This window comes from Tumebacillus algifaecis (assembly GCF_002243515.1).
GTDB lineage: Bacteria > Bacillota > Bacilli > Tumebacillales > Tumebacillaceae > Tumebacillus_A > Tumebacillus_A algifaecis.
Genome location: NZ_CP022657.1, coordinates 3,007,188 through 3,023,287, shown reverse-complemented (window position 1 = coordinate 3,023,287; position 16,100 = coordinate 3,007,188). Strand labels below are relative to the sequence as shown.

20 protein-coding genes are annotated in these 16,100 nt (G+C 50.3%); 17 read left to right on the top strand and 3 right to left on the bottom strand.

Going from position 1 to position 16,100, the window contains the following annotated elements:
- The first annotated feature begins 10 nt into the window (after positions 1 to 10).
- From CIG75_RS12760 to CIG75_RS12690, 16 genes are all read left to right on the top strand, one after another.
- On the top strand, positions 11 to 448 hold the full coding sequence (locus CIG75_RS12760) for a hypothetical protein (protein ID WP_094237011.1): 438 nt from the start codon (positions 11 to 13) through the stop codon (positions 446 to 448).
- A complete protein-coding gene (locus CIG75_RS12755) occupies positions 448 to 828 on the top strand; it encodes a hypothetical protein (RefSeq protein ID WP_094237010.1) in 381 nt (126 codons plus the stop codon). Before CIG75_RS12760 ends, CIG75_RS12755 begins: the two co-directional genes overlap by 1 nt.
- Positions 829 to 976: 148 nt before the next feature.
- Positions 977 to 4,600: a phage tail tape measure protein gene (locus tag CIG75_RS12750; protein WP_094237009.1), complete on the top strand. Its 3,624-nt coding sequence runs from the start codon at positions 977 to 979 to the stop codon at positions 4,598 to 4,600.
- Complete coding sequence (locus tag CIG75_RS12745) at positions 4,597 to 5,190, top strand: LysM peptidoglycan-binding domain-containing protein (protein ID WP_094237008.1); 594 nt, start codon at positions 4,597 to 4,599, stop codon at positions 5,188 to 5,190. Before CIG75_RS12750 ends, CIG75_RS12745 begins: the two co-directional genes overlap by 4 nt.
- Positions 5,187 to 6,260: a hypothetical protein gene (locus CIG75_RS12740; protein WP_094237007.1), complete on the top strand. Its 1,074-nt coding sequence runs from the start codon at positions 5,187 to 5,189 to the stop codon at positions 6,258 to 6,260. The genes CIG75_RS12745 and CIG75_RS12740 overlap by 4 nt, the downstream gene beginning before the upstream one ends.
- Before the next feature lie 13 nt (positions 6,261 to 6,273).
- On the top strand, positions 6,274 to 6,636 hold the full coding sequence (locus CIG75_RS12735) for a hypothetical protein (RefSeq protein WP_094237006.1): 363 nt from the start codon (positions 6,274 to 6,276) through the stop codon (positions 6,634 to 6,636).
- Positions 6,633 to 7,025 (top strand): GPW/gp25 family protein, encoded by a 393-nt coding sequence (locus CIG75_RS12730; protein ID WP_094237005.1) that lies wholly within the window; start codon positions 6,633 to 6,635, stop codon positions 7,023 to 7,025. The genes CIG75_RS12735 and CIG75_RS12730 overlap by 4 nt, the downstream gene beginning before the upstream one ends.
- Positions 7,022 to 8,107, top strand: coding sequence for a baseplate J/gp47 family protein (locus CIG75_RS12725; RefSeq protein ID WP_094237004.1), 1,086 nt, complete (start codon positions 7,022 to 7,024; stop codon positions 8,105 to 8,107). Before CIG75_RS12730 ends, CIG75_RS12725 begins: the two co-directional genes overlap by 4 nt.
- Complete coding sequence (locus CIG75_RS12720) at positions 8,107 to 8,778, top strand: putative phage tail protein (RefSeq protein ID WP_094237003.1); 672 nt, start codon at positions 8,107 to 8,109, stop codon at positions 8,776 to 8,778. Before CIG75_RS12725 ends, CIG75_RS12720 begins: the two co-directional genes overlap by 1 nt.
- Positions 8,779 to 8,781: 3 nt before the next feature.
- The gene (locus CIG75_RS12715; RefSeq protein WP_094237002.1) at positions 8,782 to 9,084 is read left to right on the top strand and encodes a hypothetical protein; all 303 of its coding nucleotides are present in this window, start codon (positions 8,782 to 8,784) and stop codon (positions 9,082 to 9,084) included.
- Between the two features lie 11 nt (positions 9,085 to 9,095).
- Positions 9,096 to 10,862, top strand: coding sequence for an NHL repeat-containing protein (locus tag CIG75_RS12710; protein ID WP_094237001.1), 1,767 nt, complete (start codon positions 9,096 to 9,098; stop codon positions 10,860 to 10,862).
- Positions 10,863 to 10,875: 13 nt separating this feature from the next.
- Positions 10,876 to 11,553, top strand: a complete 678-nt coding sequence (locus CIG75_RS12705; RefSeq protein ID WP_094237000.1) for a DUF4376 domain-containing protein — start codon at positions 10,876 to 10,878, stop codon at positions 11,551 to 11,553.
- The gene (locus CIG75_RS12700; RefSeq protein WP_157729539.1) at positions 11,520 to 12,041 is read left to right on the top strand and encodes a C40 family peptidase; all 522 of its coding nucleotides are present in this window, start codon (positions 11,520 to 11,522) and stop codon (positions 12,039 to 12,041) included. Before CIG75_RS12705 ends, CIG75_RS12700 begins: the two co-directional genes overlap by 34 nt.
- The gene (locus CIG75_RS12695) at positions 12,041 to 12,295 is read left to right on the top strand and encodes a BhlA/UviB family holin-like peptide (RefSeq protein WP_157729538.1); all 255 of its coding nucleotides are present in this window, start codon (positions 12,041 to 12,043) and stop codon (positions 12,293 to 12,295) included. The genes CIG75_RS12700 and CIG75_RS12695 overlap by 1 nt, the downstream gene beginning before the upstream one ends.
- Positions 12,292 to 12,432, top strand: a complete 141-nt coding sequence (locus tag CIG75_RS20750; protein ID WP_157729537.1) for a hypothetical protein — start codon at positions 12,292 to 12,294, stop codon at positions 12,430 to 12,432. Before CIG75_RS12695 ends, CIG75_RS20750 begins: the two co-directional genes overlap by 4 nt.
- Before the next feature lies 1 nt (position 12,433).
- Positions 12,434 to 13,321, top strand: coding sequence for an N-acetylmuramoyl-L-alanine amidase (locus CIG75_RS12690; RefSeq protein ID WP_094236997.1), 888 nt, complete (start codon positions 12,434 to 12,436; stop codon positions 13,319 to 13,321).
- Between the two features lie 93 nt (positions 13,322 to 13,414).
- Here CIG75_RS12690 and CIG75_RS12685 read toward each other — a convergent pair whose 3' ends face one another.
- Genes CIG75_RS12685 through CIG75_RS12675 form a run of 3 tightly spaced genes read right to left on the bottom strand, consistent with a single transcriptional unit; the run spans position 13,415 to position 14,828 of the window.
- Positions 13,415 to 13,978, bottom strand: a complete 564-nt coding sequence (locus CIG75_RS12685; protein WP_094236996.1) for a hypothetical protein — start codon at positions 13,976 to 13,978, stop codon at positions 13,415 to 13,417.
- Positions 13,979 to 13,983: 5 nt separating this feature from the next.
- Positions 13,984 to 14,304 carry a hypothetical protein gene (locus CIG75_RS12680; RefSeq protein WP_094236995.1) on the bottom strand — a complete coding sequence of 107 codons (321 nt, stop codon included), beginning with the start codon at positions 14,302 to 14,304 and terminating at the stop codon, positions 13,984 to 13,986.
- 23 nt (positions 14,305 to 14,327) lie between these two features.
- Entirely contained in the window at positions 14,328 to 14,828 is a 501-nt protein-coding gene (locus CIG75_RS12675) for a DUF4747 family protein (RefSeq protein ID WP_094236994.1), read from the bottom strand.
- A 223-nt stretch (positions 14,829 to 15,051) separates the two neighbouring features.
- Here CIG75_RS12675 and CIG75_RS12670 point away from each other — a divergent pair, with 223 nt between their 5' ends.
- Positions 15,052 to 15,843, top strand: a complete 792-nt coding sequence (locus tag CIG75_RS12670) for a hypothetical protein (protein WP_094236993.1) — start codon at positions 15,052 to 15,054, stop codon at positions 15,841 to 15,843.
- Positions 15,844 to 16,100 lie beyond the last annotated feature (257 nt).

Below are 16,100 nucleotides of genomic sequence, written 5' to 3'. Positions count from 1 at the left end.
GGAGATTCCTATGAAAGACGGATTGTTGGGGAAAGACCTGATCGTCACCTATGTTCGAGACGGTGCTGCTCCTTTCAAACTGGAGACCGAAAAATTCAACTACAAACGCATTGAAGAGGAGCAGAAAAAACATCCAATCGGTGAGCCCTCCGAGCACGTTCGTGTCATTCTGAAAGGATGGGAATTGGATGTCGAGGGCGAAGTCGTGGATCCGTTTATCGACGATCTCATGCATGAGATGGAGGAAAATCATCGAAAAAACCGCCCGATGCCGACCATCGAAGTTCGAGTCGATGAGGTATATGACAACGGTGAAGTGCGAAAATGGGTGTTCCGCTCGGATGGCGGCGTTCGGATCTCCGGCTTCGAAAAAACGGGAGACGGTGGCGACAAGGCAATCAAATATAAGTTCAAAATCCATGCTCAGAAAAGGGAGAAGGTTGCGTAATGAAAACTACTGAGATCACGCTTTCCACAGGGAAAAAGGTAGTAACAAAGGAAGGGACGGGATTTACCCGCTTCAAGATGACGGAGTTTCTGACCGCGCCGATGGCGGATGCGAACGGGCGGATGACGGCTGGCTACTTTGAGCAGCTGTCTTTCCTCAAAGCTATTTTCTCCGTGTCTGAGGTGAATGGGGAAGCTGTTAAGCAACCGAAAGACCAGGCGTCGTTCGTCAAAGCTCTGTCGACCTTCACGGACGAGGAATTGGAGGAGTTCGTGAATCGTTATTCCGAGCTTTCAGAAGAGGATGAAGCGGGAAACGATCCCGTATCGACAGCTGGAAACAGCACCGATGGGTCAATGAATGCGTTGGCATCGGATTGATGAGCAAGGGCGGCGTGTCATGGAGCGAGGCTTTAGAAATGCCTGATAGTCTTCGCACCGCTGTCTATGAGCTGTTGTCTGACGCATACCAAAATTAAAGGCAGGTCAAAGCGACCTGCCTTTTTCTGCCGATGGGGAGGTGTAGGCATTGGCAAAAGGCATAGTCTTTCGAGCGAGCGTTGGGATCTCACTGACCGACAGAGCGTCACGTGGTTTGTTCAACGTAGGAAAAATCGTCCTGCAAGTCTCTAAGCATGCGGGCACGATGCAAAAGGAGACCGACAAGGCATCGAAGGCCACGCGTCTGCTCGGTGATGCATCTGATGGATCGACCCGAAAGATAGACAAGATGCAAAAGATGGTCAGTGCCGCAAGCCGACTACTGGCGAAATTCCGAAGTGACTCAACTCAAGCAGGCTCCGCGGCAGATCGAGCTGGTAACAGTGCAAAAAACGCAGGTGGCGGCTTTAAAAAGATGGGTGAGGACGCAAAGCGCGCAACACGTGACTTGATAGAGCTTCAGACTCAGATGGAGGGTCTTGAGGCGACGATGCATGCAGGCCAGCAGCTCCAGCAATTCGGGAAAGGACTCATGTCCAGAGTTAGTGGCATTGCGAAAGAAGCGGGCGATCTCCAAATGCAGGCGATCGGCTTAAGTAGCGTGTACGGCGTGGCTCCCGATGACTCGCGAATCAAGGAGATCGAGAAACGTGCGCTAGCTCTCTCGGAGAACACCTTGTTCAGTCAAAAGGAAGTAGGATCGATCAACCTTGAGCTTGCACACGCAGGTATCTCGGACAAAGTCTTGAGCAATGTCTCGCAAGAAGCCACCTATCTTGCGGAAATTGAGATCGGTATGAAGAAATCTTCCTCAGCCGAGCGTTCGGCGTACAACTTTGCTCGGATGGCGGAGGATGCTGGAATCACGAATGACCTTGAACGCATGCAAAAGTTCGCCGACGGGATGTCTCGCGTCATCAACGTCACGCACGCGAGCTCCGAATCACTCGGCGAAGCTTTCAAGTATTCGATGCCAGTGGTCAAGCACCTTGGTTGGACGGAGCAAGATAACCTTCTCGCAACCGCTATGGCGGAGCGTGCCGGTGTCTCCGGCTCAATGGCAGGTACACACATTAAGGATTTTGCCGAGCGAATCAACCCTTTTAAGTATCTGAACACCAAAGGCGGGCAAAAGCAGCTCAAGGCGATGGCTGAAGCGGGACTGCTCGAAGGGATTCAAACTGTGACCAAAAAGGGCGGTACAGTGGAGATTGTCGGGTTCGACAACGCTGCGCTTCTTAAAAATAAGGACAGTCTCAAAAGCTACGCGGAGATGGTAGACATTCTGTCTGCTAAGCATAAGGAATTCGTCTCCCGTGCTTCGTCGGAAGACTGGACAAAAGAGATGTCGGAAGAAGATCTGGAGCTAATCCAGTCGCGCGCAAAAGCGATGACGGGATCGGAGTTCTCTGGTGGTGATCTGCAATGGGCAGCCTTGATGAACCATATGTTCGGCGAGCAAGGACAGGATTTTGCAATCATCACATCGCACAAAGAGATGTTTGATCGACTCAACTCCCAATTGCAGATACAAAAGTCGCTGCACAAACAGATCGATGCGATCCGTGACAGTTACAACGGCCAGATGCATATCGTATCCGGTCAGGTACAAACCATCGGCATGCAGATCGGCAAGCCACTGATGGAAATGGCCATTCCCGCGTTGATGAAGGTTACTGGGTGGCTGTCAAAAATGATCAAGTTCTTTGATGACCATCCAAAGGTAGCCAAATGGGTTGGTGTCATCGCAGCGGGAGTGGCCGGACTGGCGATCGTGTCTGGTGGTTTAGTGGTCGCGACGTCCTCGTTCGGACTATTCCGCCTTGGCCTAAAAGCGGCAGACAGCACTCTGCTGGGTACGATGCGGACGATGGGGAAGGTGACTGGTGTTGTTGGCCTACTCGCGCTAGCAGGCCTATTTATTTATAAGCACTGGGATAAGATCGGACCTTATGCTCAGGCAGTGTGGTCGAAGGTGCAGCATTACGGACAAGAAGCCGTGGATTGGTACGAAAAAAATCTCGCACCGGCATTTAACGCTGTAGGCAGAACGATAGGGGACACCTTTAGTTGGCTTGGTGATCAAATTGAAAAATCTTGGCCATCGATTTCGAAGTTCTTAGGATTTACGGAGCGGTTCGACGATCTCTCAAACCAGAAGATAATCGACTGGGAGATGCCCGACTGGGCAAAATTTTTGGCGGGTGCGTTCGCTGCGATCGCAGCTGTGAAGCTGATAAAGACAGCGGCACTTGGAATCGCAAAGCCTTTCCAAGCAGTAGGGTCACTTTTCCAGAAGTTCAAAAACCGAAAGAACAATAACTTACCTACATCGGGTGACGTGAATCAACGAAATAGTCGCATGTCTGTTTCTACAATGCGAGTTAATGCGAAAGTCGTTTATTTAAACGGCTCAAACGGAGGTCGGAATAAGAGAAACGGGAATCGTAACGGAAACCGCAATCAGAACGGACGGAATAGACGGAATGGACAGCAAAACGGGGGGCAAGTAAACGGCCAAAGACGGAATCAGAATGGTCAGAATCGACCAGGTGGGCCTTCTCCGAATGGTCAGGTCGGTGGCGGCCAGAATAGACAAGGTCCACGACAAAGCCCGAATCCCAACGGACATAACGGTCAGGGACAGCCATCAAAATGGCAAAGTGCAAAAAATATGTTGGGAAACATCGGATCATCTAAAGTAGGGTCAGCCATCGGGAAAATTGGGGTGGCAGGCACAGTTGTATCTGCGGTCGGTGCGGGAGTTGGAATGTATAACACCGCTCAGGATGTAGGTTGGAAGGAAGCCGTGTCGCAAGATGGGGGTAAGACAGCGGGCGCGCTTGTCGGCGGAGTAGCGGGCGGCGCGCTAATGTCGTGGGCCGGTCCTCTAGGCATAGCTGTCGGCTCATGGGCGGGCTCTTGGCTTGGTAAAAAGCTTGGTACATGGGCTGATGAAAGCGGAGTCACCCGAAAGGTCACCAACTGGGCCGGTGACATGTTCGATCGGATGAAGAAAACCTTTGGCATGGATGATAAGGACAAGGAAGACGAGTCGAAAAAGGCAAAGATCACCGCCCAAGCAAGTGAGCTACAGAGCCGCGTCGAAGCCGTGAAAAAAGCCACTGATGAGAGCGGAGAAAAGATCACATCGACAATGACTGGTCTTAACGAGGACAGTAGAAAATGGGGTGAAAACCTCATGGGCTCGTATATTTCAGGCATCTCATCCAAGCAGGGCGATCTGGTCAACACGATGCAAGGTTTTTCCTCGACGATCAGCGACTACATCGGAGTGCATTCTCCGACGAAAGAGGGACCTTTGCGGACGAACCACAAATGGGGCGGCAACCTTGTCCAATCTTTCGCGGATGGGATGAGGGGACAAAAAGGGGCGCTAAAGAGTGCGGTAGCGGAAGCGGCAAATCTCACCACTCTGCCGACCAACGTTAGCGATATGGGGGGTGGCTCATCTCCCTCAGTTCGTGCAGCGTTGCGACCAGCATCTCAAAGCGCTGATCCTGCAATCTCTGTCAGCATGCATGTCGCAGAGGGTGCCATTGTCGTGCATGCTTCAGATGGCGATGTGCAGCAACAGATTCGCGATGCTCTGACTGCTTTTGCAAAGAGCGATCTGCCCCGAATTGTTCGAGACATCGGCGCTCGTGATCAGCGAAACGCCGCAAGGATCAAGCCGGGGGTGAATCTATGATCGTGATCGCAGGAGTTGCATTCTCTGGGCTTGCCGCCCCGGATACATTCGGACTCGGCGGAGAGCAGAAAACAGTGGTCACGGAATTGCCAGGCGGAAGCATTATTTATCAGCCTCGCGGTTACTTTATCCGCCACGAGAACACTTGGGAGGGGTCATTCTATCGGCTTGATGCGCTGGAGATTTGCATGAAGTTCGACCGGATATGTGCAACCAATCAGACCGTCTTGGTCGAGTTCGGCTCTTACTCCTACTGGTGCAAGGTAGTCCTCTGGGAGTGGAATTGGCAACGGGATAAGCTGATCGAGTTTAAGATCACTCTGCACCGTGATTTTTCGTACTCCCCCGCGACAGCTGCAGCTGCTAAAGCCGATCCTGTCGCACGATATGATTCATCAGCCGGAAAACCGACTGCCGCTACATCACAGAAGGTCCATATTGTTGTGAGCGGCGACACGCTGTCACACATCGCGCTGAAATATTTTGGCAAAGCAAGTGAATACCCCCGAATTTACACTGCAAACAAAGCGGTGATTGGGACGAATCCAAACCTACTGAAAGTGGGGATGAAGTTGGTGATCCCATCATGATCTTCCACGATCCTGAGCACAGACTTGAAAATCACTTTGGACGTGTCTCGGTGGATGGTCAACGGATTCCGTACATCGAGTGGTCCGTATCGCTGCCCGCTTACGACGAAGCGGATCATCTCACCATAAAGGCACCTTGGACCATCGGAGGCGATGGTCTTTTAGCATCCAACAACAAGCAAGCGACGCGCTTGCTGACTGGTAAGGACATACCTCTTTCGATCGGGATAGCAGAGCGTCAACTGATAGCCGGAATCATGGATGAAATCGAGTACGAGGCAACCATGTCAGGCGAATTCGTGCGGATCGGCGGCAGAGGTAAGATCGGTCGAATGGTAGAACGCAAAGAGATTCGAGACTTGAAAAACAGGACGGCATCATCCGTTGCTCAAGAAATTTTCAAGTATCACGGAATTTCCAACAGCATGGTGGAAGGAACATCCGCGCTGATCGGCACCTACTCGGAGGGCGGGCATGGCACTCATTCCGCGACTTCGAACGACCTCAATGATTGGGAGCTGCTCAACTGGCTCGCGGAATGGGAAGGGTTTGTTGTTCGAGTGGTGGGGACAAAGGGATACTTTGGACCGCACGAAAATGTCCCTGAAATGAAACTGCCGCCGATCAGCTTGCTGTACGGTCGAGACTGTGAGATCAAAGGATGGAAGCGGTCTTTGTCCGGCGCGCGTGACATCATAGTTGAGGGGAGAGGGTACAAGACCACAGGCAGCGGTAAATCGAGCAAAACCTCCGAGTATACCGCCTTCTACCCACGAGAACCCAAAAAGGAAGATGAGACGGCCATCATCCACAAGCGAACAATGCCAGGCCATACCCCAGAGCAGTTGAAGCGCAAGGTCCGATCAGTGTATGAGGAGTTGACCAAGCATGACATTACCGTGAATGTCTTCGTCCCAAGATATTTGGAGTTATGGCCCGATCGTCGAGTGGCATTGCAAGGGGTTGGTTATGGGCTTTCCCAAGTCTTCTACGCAACCCAAGTGGAATATAGCGAGTCGATGGACGGTGTAACGACCGAAATAACCCTATCAAACAAGATCCAGAGGTGAGAGGATGCAGACAATGAAAGGCATAGTCGTGAATGTGGATGCGACGACGCAAAGGGGAATTGCACGGATCGTGCCGACCGGTCAAGAAACGGGATGGCTATCGCTAGTCCAAAATGCACACGCAGGGCAAAATTGCGTCATCTTGCCTGTTTACGACTCCTTGGCGGACGCCCTGATCATTCCTCTCGGCGGAGGCGATGCGGCAGTCATCGGGCATCTTTTAGAGGTACAAGGTAACTGTGCGGCGGTGCAGGTTGATGGTGAACGCATCGACGGTTGTCGTACCACCGTCTCTCTTTCTCACGAAGAAGTCGGCCGTGAGCTTCTTTTGTCGATGACCGACCAAGGGTTTGTGGTGACGGGGGTGATTCGATGAGTGCTGGCACAGACATTTTCTATGATCCAACCGCCAAAGATGTCCAATGGCTGGGATTGGATCTGGTGACGATCTCCGGAGCGGAAAACTATCGACAGCAAATGATTCTTCGCTTGTTGACCGATCGGGGGGAGCTGATCCATTACCCGGATTATGGCACTTCTCTGTTTCACTTGGCGCGGCTTTCGATGTCTCCTGCTCGCTTGGAGGAGCTGCAACGAGAACTCGTACAGACCTGTCAACAAGACACACGCACGCAACAGGTCGATCAAGTTGAAATTGTGAATGAAAATGGGTGCTTACGTATCTCTGCCTGCCTTCATGCGATCGAGAGAGAGTTCCGACTTGAGATGATCATTGGCGATCAGGTGGAGGTGAATGTGCTGTGAGTATCCAGTTTCCATCCGCTGATGAGATCACCCATCAACTAGTAGAAGCGGTAGCGGGCCCAGAGAAAACCATCCAAGACTTGCCGAATCAAGCGCTGACAAAAACTCTGTTGCTTGCGATTCGAGATGTCACACATAACACCGTGCTGGCAGCGGAAGCGGTATACGATGCTCGATCAATCTTCAGCGCGGTCGGAGCGGATTTAGATACGCTTTGCAGGGAACGATCGGCCACAGTGAGGCGCAGGGTTGCAACAAGAGCCCGTCTACTTGTCCGATTGCAGAAAAGCATGGCGCTCCCGTTTGAAACTCCTGTGCCTGTTGGGTCGCTGCTCTCAATCGCGGCAGTTGGCACTCCACCTGTGGAATATCGCACGCTTGCGGACGTCTCGGTCCCGATCAGCGAAAGGGCAGTGGAATGCGTTGTAGAGTGCATAGAAGCGGGGAGCATCGGGAATTTGCCCCCTGCTGTTAGGTTGTTGCCCGGCATGGCTGGCATTGATACAGCTGAAGTGATCGAGCTGCACGCAGAGGGTGCAGATGAGGAGTTCGATGATTCGTTACGAGCCCGCCTATTAGATGAAGTACGCAACATGGAAAAAGGCGGGACAATCTACGATTACGAGATGTGGGCAAAACGTATCAATGGCGTGGTCAGTGCGATGGTGTTGCCGCTCGCTCGTGGCCCAGGTTCGCTGGATGTCATCATCATGGGCTCCAACGGTATACCATCCGACGAGCTGATCGCCGAAGTGCAGGCGTATCTGATCAGCAAGTCGCATGCTGCTTTTGACAATGTTCTCGTCAGACCACCAACCCCGAAGATGATCAACGTGCGCGTGGTGGTTCAACTTGAGCGCGGCTATTCGGCGGATGATGTTTTCCCTCGTATTCGAGTCGCGATCAGGGAAGCGATCCAATCTGAGAATGAGGTCGGGGTAGTTCGACTGACCAAAATTGCCAATGCGGTCAATGACACGCCTGGCGTTTTTAATTTCTCTCTGACTGCTCCGACGCAAGACATCACCCTCACGACTGGGGATCTTGCAGTGCCAGGCGAGATCGAGGTGGCTGAATCGTGATGGGTCACGAAATGGATCTGCTGAGGAAGTTTTTGCCCCGAAAATGGTTCGAAAGCGGGGGCGCGTCTGGAATTGATCAGCTCTTGAAAATGGTCGCCGCTGCTATGCATGTGTCACAGTCAGTGGTTGAGAAAGTGTATGCAGAGTTATCCACCGAGCTGGCAGTGACAACGCTGTCAGATTGGGAGCGTCAACTTGGTCTTCCGAGCGGACAGAATCTCGACCTTGATTCTCGACGAAAGCGTATCATTTCGCGACAATGGCAACGAGGTGGGCCGACCAACACTCTGCACTTCGAGGCCGCCCTCTCATTGATCTTTGGGGTAGATGTGAGGGTGGTGTCTGACTCTGCAAATTACCGGATGATCATCGAGTGGGACGAAGGGGAGCGCGCGGTTGTGGTCGATCTGGCCGAAGAGTACATCAAGCATAACAAGCTTGCCTTCCTTGCCCATACGTTTCAACCGAAGATCAAGACCGAACCCATTTTTGTTAGGTCGAAATCCTACTCATGGAAAGAGGACTTGCCTATCTGCGGTGAGTTCTATTGTGACGATGGAGGTGAAGGGCGGTTGTACGACGAGTCGATTTCGATTCAGGAGTCAGGTAGGCATTTCGCAACAACCCAACCACCCCTTTGCGGGGTACTCATCGCAGGAGAGGAGGAATAGGCAGTGGCGATCGTTCAACAAAAATTGCTGAGTCTTCTCACTGGTGATCTGAGCGGCCATGTGGATCATGCGCTTGTGGTCATCAATGGTCAGGTCAAAACGTACCCGATTTTTCGGCGACTACAGGACGACAACAAAGTCACGATCTATGTTTACCTCAACGAAGAGGAAGAGACAGGGCTGATTCATGCGGCGACGCTGGTCGATTCAGAAGGTGAGTCCTTGGCAATCAAGCCGACCGCGATCACAAAAGGAGCAGCAGGAGTGATGATTGCATTCGCCTTTACGATCACGATCACAAATTAGGGAGGTGCACAATGACCTATCAAAAACAAGCGTGGCAAAATAGGATCGTCGATCCTGTGACGGGGGCGGTCATCCAAGAGGGGACCAGATTTACCGAAACGCGAATGAATCACATCGAGGAAGGCATCTTTGCCGCACACACTTTTTCGGAGAGCATTGTTGGCGAAGTCAATACTGGCTTCGTTTCGACAAGTGGCGGATCAATGGGATTGGCGTTTACAGCATCTGGTCTTACGGCGAGTTGGACTGCGGGTATCGCATTTGTCAAAGGTGTCCGAATCGAAGTATCTGTCGGGTCCATCCATCTGCATCAGACGCAAGGGCAATACCTGTACCTGGACACGGATGGAGTGGTGAAAATCACCACATCCTCGACGGTCGCAGACGCCAATTGTCCGCTCTGGTACTTTGCAACGGATGCAAGCAAAGTGCTCACCTCGAGCGATCGGCGCAGATCAATCGGCATTGCCAAACAGTTGGACCTCAAGGCTCATACGGATGATAAGTCCAACCCGCACGGCGTCACACCCACCAAAATTGGTGCAGAAACCCCCGCAGGAGCGCAGGCAAAAGTGGATGCACATGCCAACAAGGCGACTGGCGCACACAAAGCCAGCGCGATAAGCATTGAGGACGCGGCTAAACAGTTCACGGCAACAAACGTCGAAGGGGCGCTGGCTGAGCTTTTTACCTCTGTCGGTGACGGAAAAGCACTTGTTGCAACCGCGATCACCGACAAAGGGGGCACGGTTGCAGGAACTGCCCCTCACAGCTTCTCGGAGTTGGCAGAAAGTGTTTCGAGTATCCGTGTGGGGGATTTCAGCATAGGGGACACCATACCAGTTGCGACAATTTTCGGTCATCCATTAATTTTTACGAGACTGTTTTCATGTCCGGGCACCTATTGCTTCCATGCTGTAGCCAACGAATCGTTTCGTGGAACCAATGGCACAAATTTTTATGCATTTTCAACCACACAAACAATCTGGTCAGTGGCCGCGGGTAGTACCAGGTTTTTCAGTACATTACCGTCAGGTGAGACGTACTACCTGAACACATCAGGATATTTCTATCTTGTGTCAGCTTCAGGTGTTGCAACGAGGTTGACTGGTGGTGCCGAAGCTGTTGCTGGCGCTGGCGATAACTCTGCATTTCACTGTGATGGTACAAACATATATGTGGGGTCACAAAACGGGTACCTATGGAGATATGTAATCAGTGGAACGACTGTCGAAAAGGTGTGGCGGATCAGGCCACGCACTACTAGTGTGTCAACTATCGCTATTGATTCAGAGGGAAATGTATATGCCATTTTCAACGGTAATGGGTCCGAGGTACTATCAGGATACTTCGGCAAGTTCAGCACTTCAGGGGTGACCAAATTTTTGGTTGCTCAAAGTGGATTTGGTGGCGTTGGTTCAGTGCATGTTGATGAATTCGACCGAATCTATACAACATTTTCAAACATGTTTAGTCGACATTCTTCCGATGGGTCTGTGGTGTGGTCAAAACAATTGGACAATAGTGCTGCAATACTGGGATTTGACGCTGATGGCTATGTCTATTGCAATCATGGCTTGTACACACAGAAGATTGACCCGAATGGCTCGGTGGTGTGGTCAAGCGAGGACGTCAATAAGAATCCACTCCTGAAATCTCATACCCCTGGAGCAATGAAAAATGGGGTGGTTGGGAAAACGCTTTTCATTCCACTAGACCAATTCTTAACCACTTCTGGGATCGTTGCAAAAGCAGCCCAAGAAATCGTATTACGGTAGGAGGTCTGGATATATGGAGTACATCGAATTTGAATTGATCAATGAAGAGAAAGCGAAGGTTACTCTGCAGCATTCGAAACCGGAACTTTTGTCTGAAAAAGATTCGGCCAAAGGGTTGTTCGTTGAGTCGGTACCGCCTATGCCTGTGAACATCGAAAAGTACAAGATCCCGATGTTGTACGTGAATCCAGCAACACAGGAACTATGGTGGGAGTCGGAAGCGCGTCCACTCACCGATCAAGAGCGGATCGAACAATTGGCGGAGCAACTGAAAGCTGAGCAAGCCAGGAACAAATCGGCCGACCAGCGTTACCGTGATCTGAATCCGGCCACCGTGCCACTCGATCAACTCAAACAATCCAAGTCAGACCAGTTAAACGAAGCGTGTGAAGCCGCGATTCTTCGGGGCTTCACGTCCTCGGCGACAGGTCACTTTTATGCTTTCGGCGTGCACGATCAGACGAATTTCACACAGCAGATGCTGTTGCTCCTCGCTGACCCGTCCGCTGAGAAAGTAACGTGGAAGACAGAAGACGTGGGAGTCATCGTCCACACTCGTGAACAATTCCTCGCGATCTGCGCTGAGGCTGAGCAACACAAGCGAGCTCAGATTGGCCGCTATTGGCAACTGAAAGTAGACTTGGCTACTTCGGCAACATGGCAGGAAGTCGATTCAAACAAATGGAACTGACACCGGGCGACATTATCTTCGTTCGAGGCATGGACGAGCACCGGGAGGCGCGTAGGTGGACCCGCTGGTTAGTCTCTTGGCTGATCGCCAAACTGACCAGCTCGCCGTACACGCACGCGGCGCTGTACATCGGCGGCGGCCGGATCGTCGAATGTGACGTGCTCATGCCGGTCACCATCCAGTGGTTAAACAAATACAAGCACTACGACGTGATCCGCGTCATAGGTGCATCACAACGAGAGCGCGAAAAGGCGGTCTCTTTTTGTTTATCCAAAATCGGCGCAGGCTACGACTACACGGCCGTGCTGGCGATCGGGCTGGAGCGACTGCTCCGACGACCTGTGCGGTGGCCGCGTGGTGATCCGAAGCGTTGGTTTTGCTCGGAGCTGGTTGCCAGAGCGTGGGGACTAGCCATAGAAAAGGAAGAACGGGTAACTCCGGGCGATCTAAAACAGATCCTTGAGGAGTTGGAGAGAGGGGTGGGATAGTGGAAATTTTGACGTTCTTCCAAGGCCAAGGGCCGTGGGCGCTGCTCTTCGTCTGGATGCTATGGAAGACGAAACAAGAGAGCAAAGAGCGAGAGGACAGGCTCATGGCCCACAATGAGGGTTATCAAACGGCACTCTCGGAACTGAGCGCAGGTCAACAGCAGATCGTGACGGCTATCGCGGAAATGCGCGCTGACATCGACGACTTGAAAGACGAATTGAAAAAAGAAGACTTGGAGGTCAAATTGAAATGAACCAAAAACTCAAATCGAAAAAGTTCTGGGCTGCCGTTCTTTCGGCGGTCCTTTTTGTTGCGGTTGACCAATTCGGCTGGGGTGTAGATCGCTCGGTGATCGACACGGTCATAGACGCGCTACTTGGAGGTGTGTAAGATGGCCAAAATTATTTGCATCGATCCAGGGCATGGCGGGGTGTATCCGACCGGAGATCCCGGAGCTATGGCAAATGGCTTCCGCGAGGCGGAGCTGGTGTTGCCGCCGAGCTTGTTCCTGCGCAACGCTCTCCGGAGATCTGGAGTATCGGTCGTTATGACTCGCGAGAAGGACGCTCTGCCGCTACCGTCGCGTAAATCACTCGGCGAGGATCTGGCGTACCGAGCGCGCATCGCGAATAACGCTAAAGCCGCTTTGTTCGTGAGCTGGCATATGGATGCAGGTGCGACTGCAGATCCGCACGGCATTGCGGTGTGGATCCATCCGTCACAGAAGGGCAAGGCACTTGCGACAAAAGCGGCGCGTATCTCTGCGTCCGTGGCTGCGGCAACTGGGTTGAAGGATCGCGGCGTCTGTTACGGCGACTTTCAAGTCCTGCGTGATACGGCTATGGACGCGGTGCTGATCGAATGCGGATTCATTACGAATCCGGGAGATGTGCAATGTATGGCGAAAGAAGTGAGCCAGCGCAAGTCGGCTGAAGCTGTGGCGCGTGAAATCTGCACAATACTCGGTGCCAACTATGTTCCTGAATCCTCAGCTCCGTTCCTCGATCCCGAAGCCGCCAAGTTGTCGATCGCACTGTACGGCTCGATCACTCAAACTTCCATCGAGGAGATCACCGTCGCATGCAACTACGCGGCAAATGCACTACGGCGGGCGGTAGGACTGGAGATCACAACCGATCTGGGCAAGCCGACCAAAGCGGCGGCGGACATCATCATCCGCGCTTCTGGCACGATGTGGGAAGGAGCGCGAACGAACCAGTTACGAAAGTGTTTTAACGTAGCCGCTGATTCATTGAGAGAGGCTCTTAGCTTTGAATGAAATTATAAAACCTGTGGAGAGTTCTTTCTCCACAGGTTTTTACTCAACACGCGCAAAAGATATGAAAAAGAACTGCAAGACAAATCCATTTTGTTACTCCGAGTAGCCTGTATCATTGCCGTCTGTAGGGAACTCAGCAGCGAGAACGCCTACTTGAATTGTGCCCCCCACCAATGAGACTGTTAGGCACAGAGAGTAGGTAAACAGGAAGGAATATCCGATAATATACCAACGAGTGATCTCAAGAGGGAGAATCCAGGAGAGTATATACAAAATGATAGCTGAACCTAAGGTTAAGGCCCAGAAACAAGAAATGAGCCAAAATGGTATTAAAAGTCTTTGTAATAATTTTCTCTTCAATAAAACTTGCATAAGCCCACCATTAGATAAAGCTGTTAATATCGCTAACCCAGCAATTACTATTCCTAAAAGAGTACCAGATATAGGAGCGCAGACGTTTCCAATGTATTTCGAAACATCCTCTAGTGATCCTTCAGGCAATTCGCGAACAACTGCCAATGTCAGTAGTGAAACTACAAGGGAAATCAAAAAAGAGAGCTTGAAAAAATTTCCGAATTCCATAAGTCTGACCAAAGACCAGAATGACAGGCTTTCCACTGACACTTTCTCGTCGCGCTTATTGAACCCGGAACTCATACTTTTCACTCCTTTCTAAAAAAATTAATTACCTTTTGTATTAGAGGTCTAACTTCTTGAATAATTCCTTGAGCATCAGTCGAAGCAGCATGTTGAAAGTACACTGAATTACGGGAATTATAATCTTTTCTCTGTTTGATGACTTTTTTTCCTTTCTTTTTCCTACTGGGAACGTTATTGTAGCCGTAGGCTTTAACCTCTCCGTAGCCGTTTGAAACTAGTTCAATGCTACTGTCAATAAACGGCCCGTCTTTGTTTATTCCTTTTGGATTTTCTAAAACATACTTTGCTCGAGTCGCTTTAGCTTCCGTAATGACATCTTTCATATCACCAAGTAACTCTTTCCCTATCATGTTAGGGGGATGAGATCAAACTCAATCTTTGTAAGAACTTCTATTCCCTTTATTTTACTGTATAACTCATCTTTTCGGGGAACTAGTTTTATGACTATATTCCCTATGTTTATATTACCTAAATATACAAGTCTTTGAAATATTTCAATAAATGTCTCTCTGTTTAATTTAGATGTCTCTTCGAAAATCAATATTTCGTTAACCGGATCATATATGAAAAACGAGGATTCAGATGAATTTGGGATAACAGTATGTTGCGTTGTTTTAGTCTTTAAATCTAATGTTTCCTTTATTTCTTTTCTTGCTTTGGAAAGCTTACCGTGTAACAAACCGTCATCGATTTCTCCTATATCAGAGAAACTCCATGTCCATTGTTTTACTTGAAGATGCTTTGCAGCCTTGATTGCATCTGGTATCATTTGGATCATCTCGGTAACGTTGTCACCATAAATATTCTCATTAATATTAATCTTGGCTGCTAGGTATTTCTTTTTCATTCGTAAACCCCCAGGAACTTATATATTTACTATTTATCATGTGCTTATGATTGTAACACAATATATTTTTATTCGCATTATATAATACAAATTTTTAAAAGCCTGTAATCGAAGAGTCGAAACGATACATAGCCCCGAATTCGGTGGGGCTTTTTTGTTTTTCACCTCAACTTCAAGTTAATTGAACGGCTACAAAGTACCGACCAAGGAGGTGTTGTATAACGTGTCATATGTTCCGAAAACAGACTGGAATAACAATGATGTATTGTCAGAGAAGGACATGAATCGCATTGAGGGAGGAATTGCAGAGTGGAGGCAGCTTACTGAGGATCATACCGTTGACAAGAACAATCCACATGGCGTGACGGTGGAGCAGATCGGCGCGGAAACCCCTACAGGCGCTCAGGAAAAGGTGGATGCTCACAAGAACGCCACTTTAGAAGCGCATGCGGCCAGCTCGATTAGCGTCGCTGATACAGTGGGTCGCTTCACAACAAAAAACGTAGAAGGGGCACTGGCTGAACTTGCGACGCAACAGGCACAGCTTTTTACCTCTGTCGGTGACGGAAAAGCGCAAGTCGCGACCGCGATCACCGCTAAAGGGGGCACGGTAGTAGGAACTGCCCCTCATAGCTTTCAGGAGCTCGATGACGGGATTAGGAGTATCGTGACTGGTAAGCGGTTTGCCAGTGGCCTTTCGGATACAGTCTTAACATCAGGTAGGCATAAAATCAGTATACGCGGCTTGAACTTTACACCCCGCGTAGTCGTTGGTTATTCCGGAAATGGTTCAATATGTTGCGCGATTCAGCCAAGCGCAATCCCCGAATCAACATGGAGAAACTACTACAACTATTGGGATAGTGGTGGTTGGCGATACACGTTCACAACATCCACTGGTCCTGATGCCGATCAATTCCAGAGATTGAATGGAGGATTTGACATGATTCTTGCTAGGGGCTCGGAAAGTATCATCGGAACAAGAAACGAAGTATTTTGGTGGGCGTTCGAATAGGAGGAGGGAAGTGTGATGCAAATCGGTAGAAGGATTTATTACGACGCAACAGGCAATGTCCTATTGGACACGGGTAAGCGGTAAGGAGATGTAGTTTTGTCGCCACGGCATTCGGTGAGGAGCACCAATATGGCTTCGACGATGCGTTGCGCAATGTAAAATAGTCGTGTTAATATGATACTATCCTTTTGTTATCCATTGCGGATGCGTAAAGCCCCGTTTGAAGGTACCGCACACCTTCAAACGGGGCTTTTTTG

Bases quoted from the DNA above. Each gene is read 5' to 3' on its own strand.
- CIG75_RS12685 (WP_094236996.1), bottom strand. From the start codon at position 13,978: ATGAGTTCCGGGTTCAATAAGCGCGACGAGAAAGTGTCAGTGGAAAGC.
- CIG75_RS12745 (WP_094237008.1), top strand. From the start codon at position 4,597: ATGATCGTGATCGCAGGAGTTGCATTCTCTGGGCTTGCCGCCCCGGAT.
- CIG75_RS12705 (WP_094237000.1), top strand. From the start codon at position 10,876: ATGGAGTACATCGAATTTGAATTGATCAATGAAGAGAAAGCGAAGGTT.
- CIG75_RS12740 (WP_094237007.1), top strand. From the start codon at position 5,187: ATGATCTTCCACGATCCTGAGCACAGACTTGAAAATCACTTTGGACGT.
- CIG75_RS12700 (WP_157729539.1), top strand. From the start codon at position 11,520: ATGGCAGGAAGTCGATTCAAACAAATGGAACTGACACCGGGCGACATT.
- CIG75_RS12760 (WP_094237011.1), top strand. From the start codon at position 11: ATGAAAGACGGATTGTTGGGGAAAGACCTGATCGTCACCTATGTTCGA.
- CIG75_RS12735 (WP_094237006.1), top strand. From the start codon at position 6,274: ATGAAAGGCATAGTCGTGAATGTGGATGCGACGACGCAAAGGGGAATT.
- CIG75_RS12690 (WP_094236997.1), top strand. From the start codon at position 12,434: ATGGCCAAAATTATTTGCATCGATCCAGGGCATGGCGGGGTGTATCCG.
- CIG75_RS20750 (WP_157729537.1), top strand. From the start codon at position 12,292: ATGAACCAAAAACTCAAATCGAAAAAGTTCTGGGCTGCCGTTCTTTCG.
- CIG75_RS12675 (WP_094236994.1), bottom strand. From the start codon at position 14,828: ATGAAAAAGAAATACCTAGCAGCCAAGATTAATATTAATGAGAATATT.
- CIG75_RS12730 (WP_094237005.1), top strand. From the start codon at position 6,633: ATGAGTGCTGGCACAGACATTTTCTATGATCCAACCGCCAAAGATGTC.
- CIG75_RS12720 (WP_094237003.1), top strand. From the start codon at position 8,107: ATGGGTCACGAAATGGATCTGCTGAGGAAGTTTTTGCCCCGAAAATGG.
- CIG75_RS12680 (WP_094236995.1), bottom strand. From the start codon at position 14,304: ATGAAAGATGTCATTACGGAAGCTAAAGCGACTCGAGCAAAGTATGTT.
- CIG75_RS12710 (WP_094237001.1), top strand. From the start codon at position 9,096: ATGACCTATCAAAAACAAGCGTGGCAAAATAGGATCGTCGATCCTGTG.
- CIG75_RS12755 (WP_094237010.1), top strand. From the start codon at position 448: ATGAAAACTACTGAGATCACGCTTTCCACAGGGAAAAAGGTAGTAACA.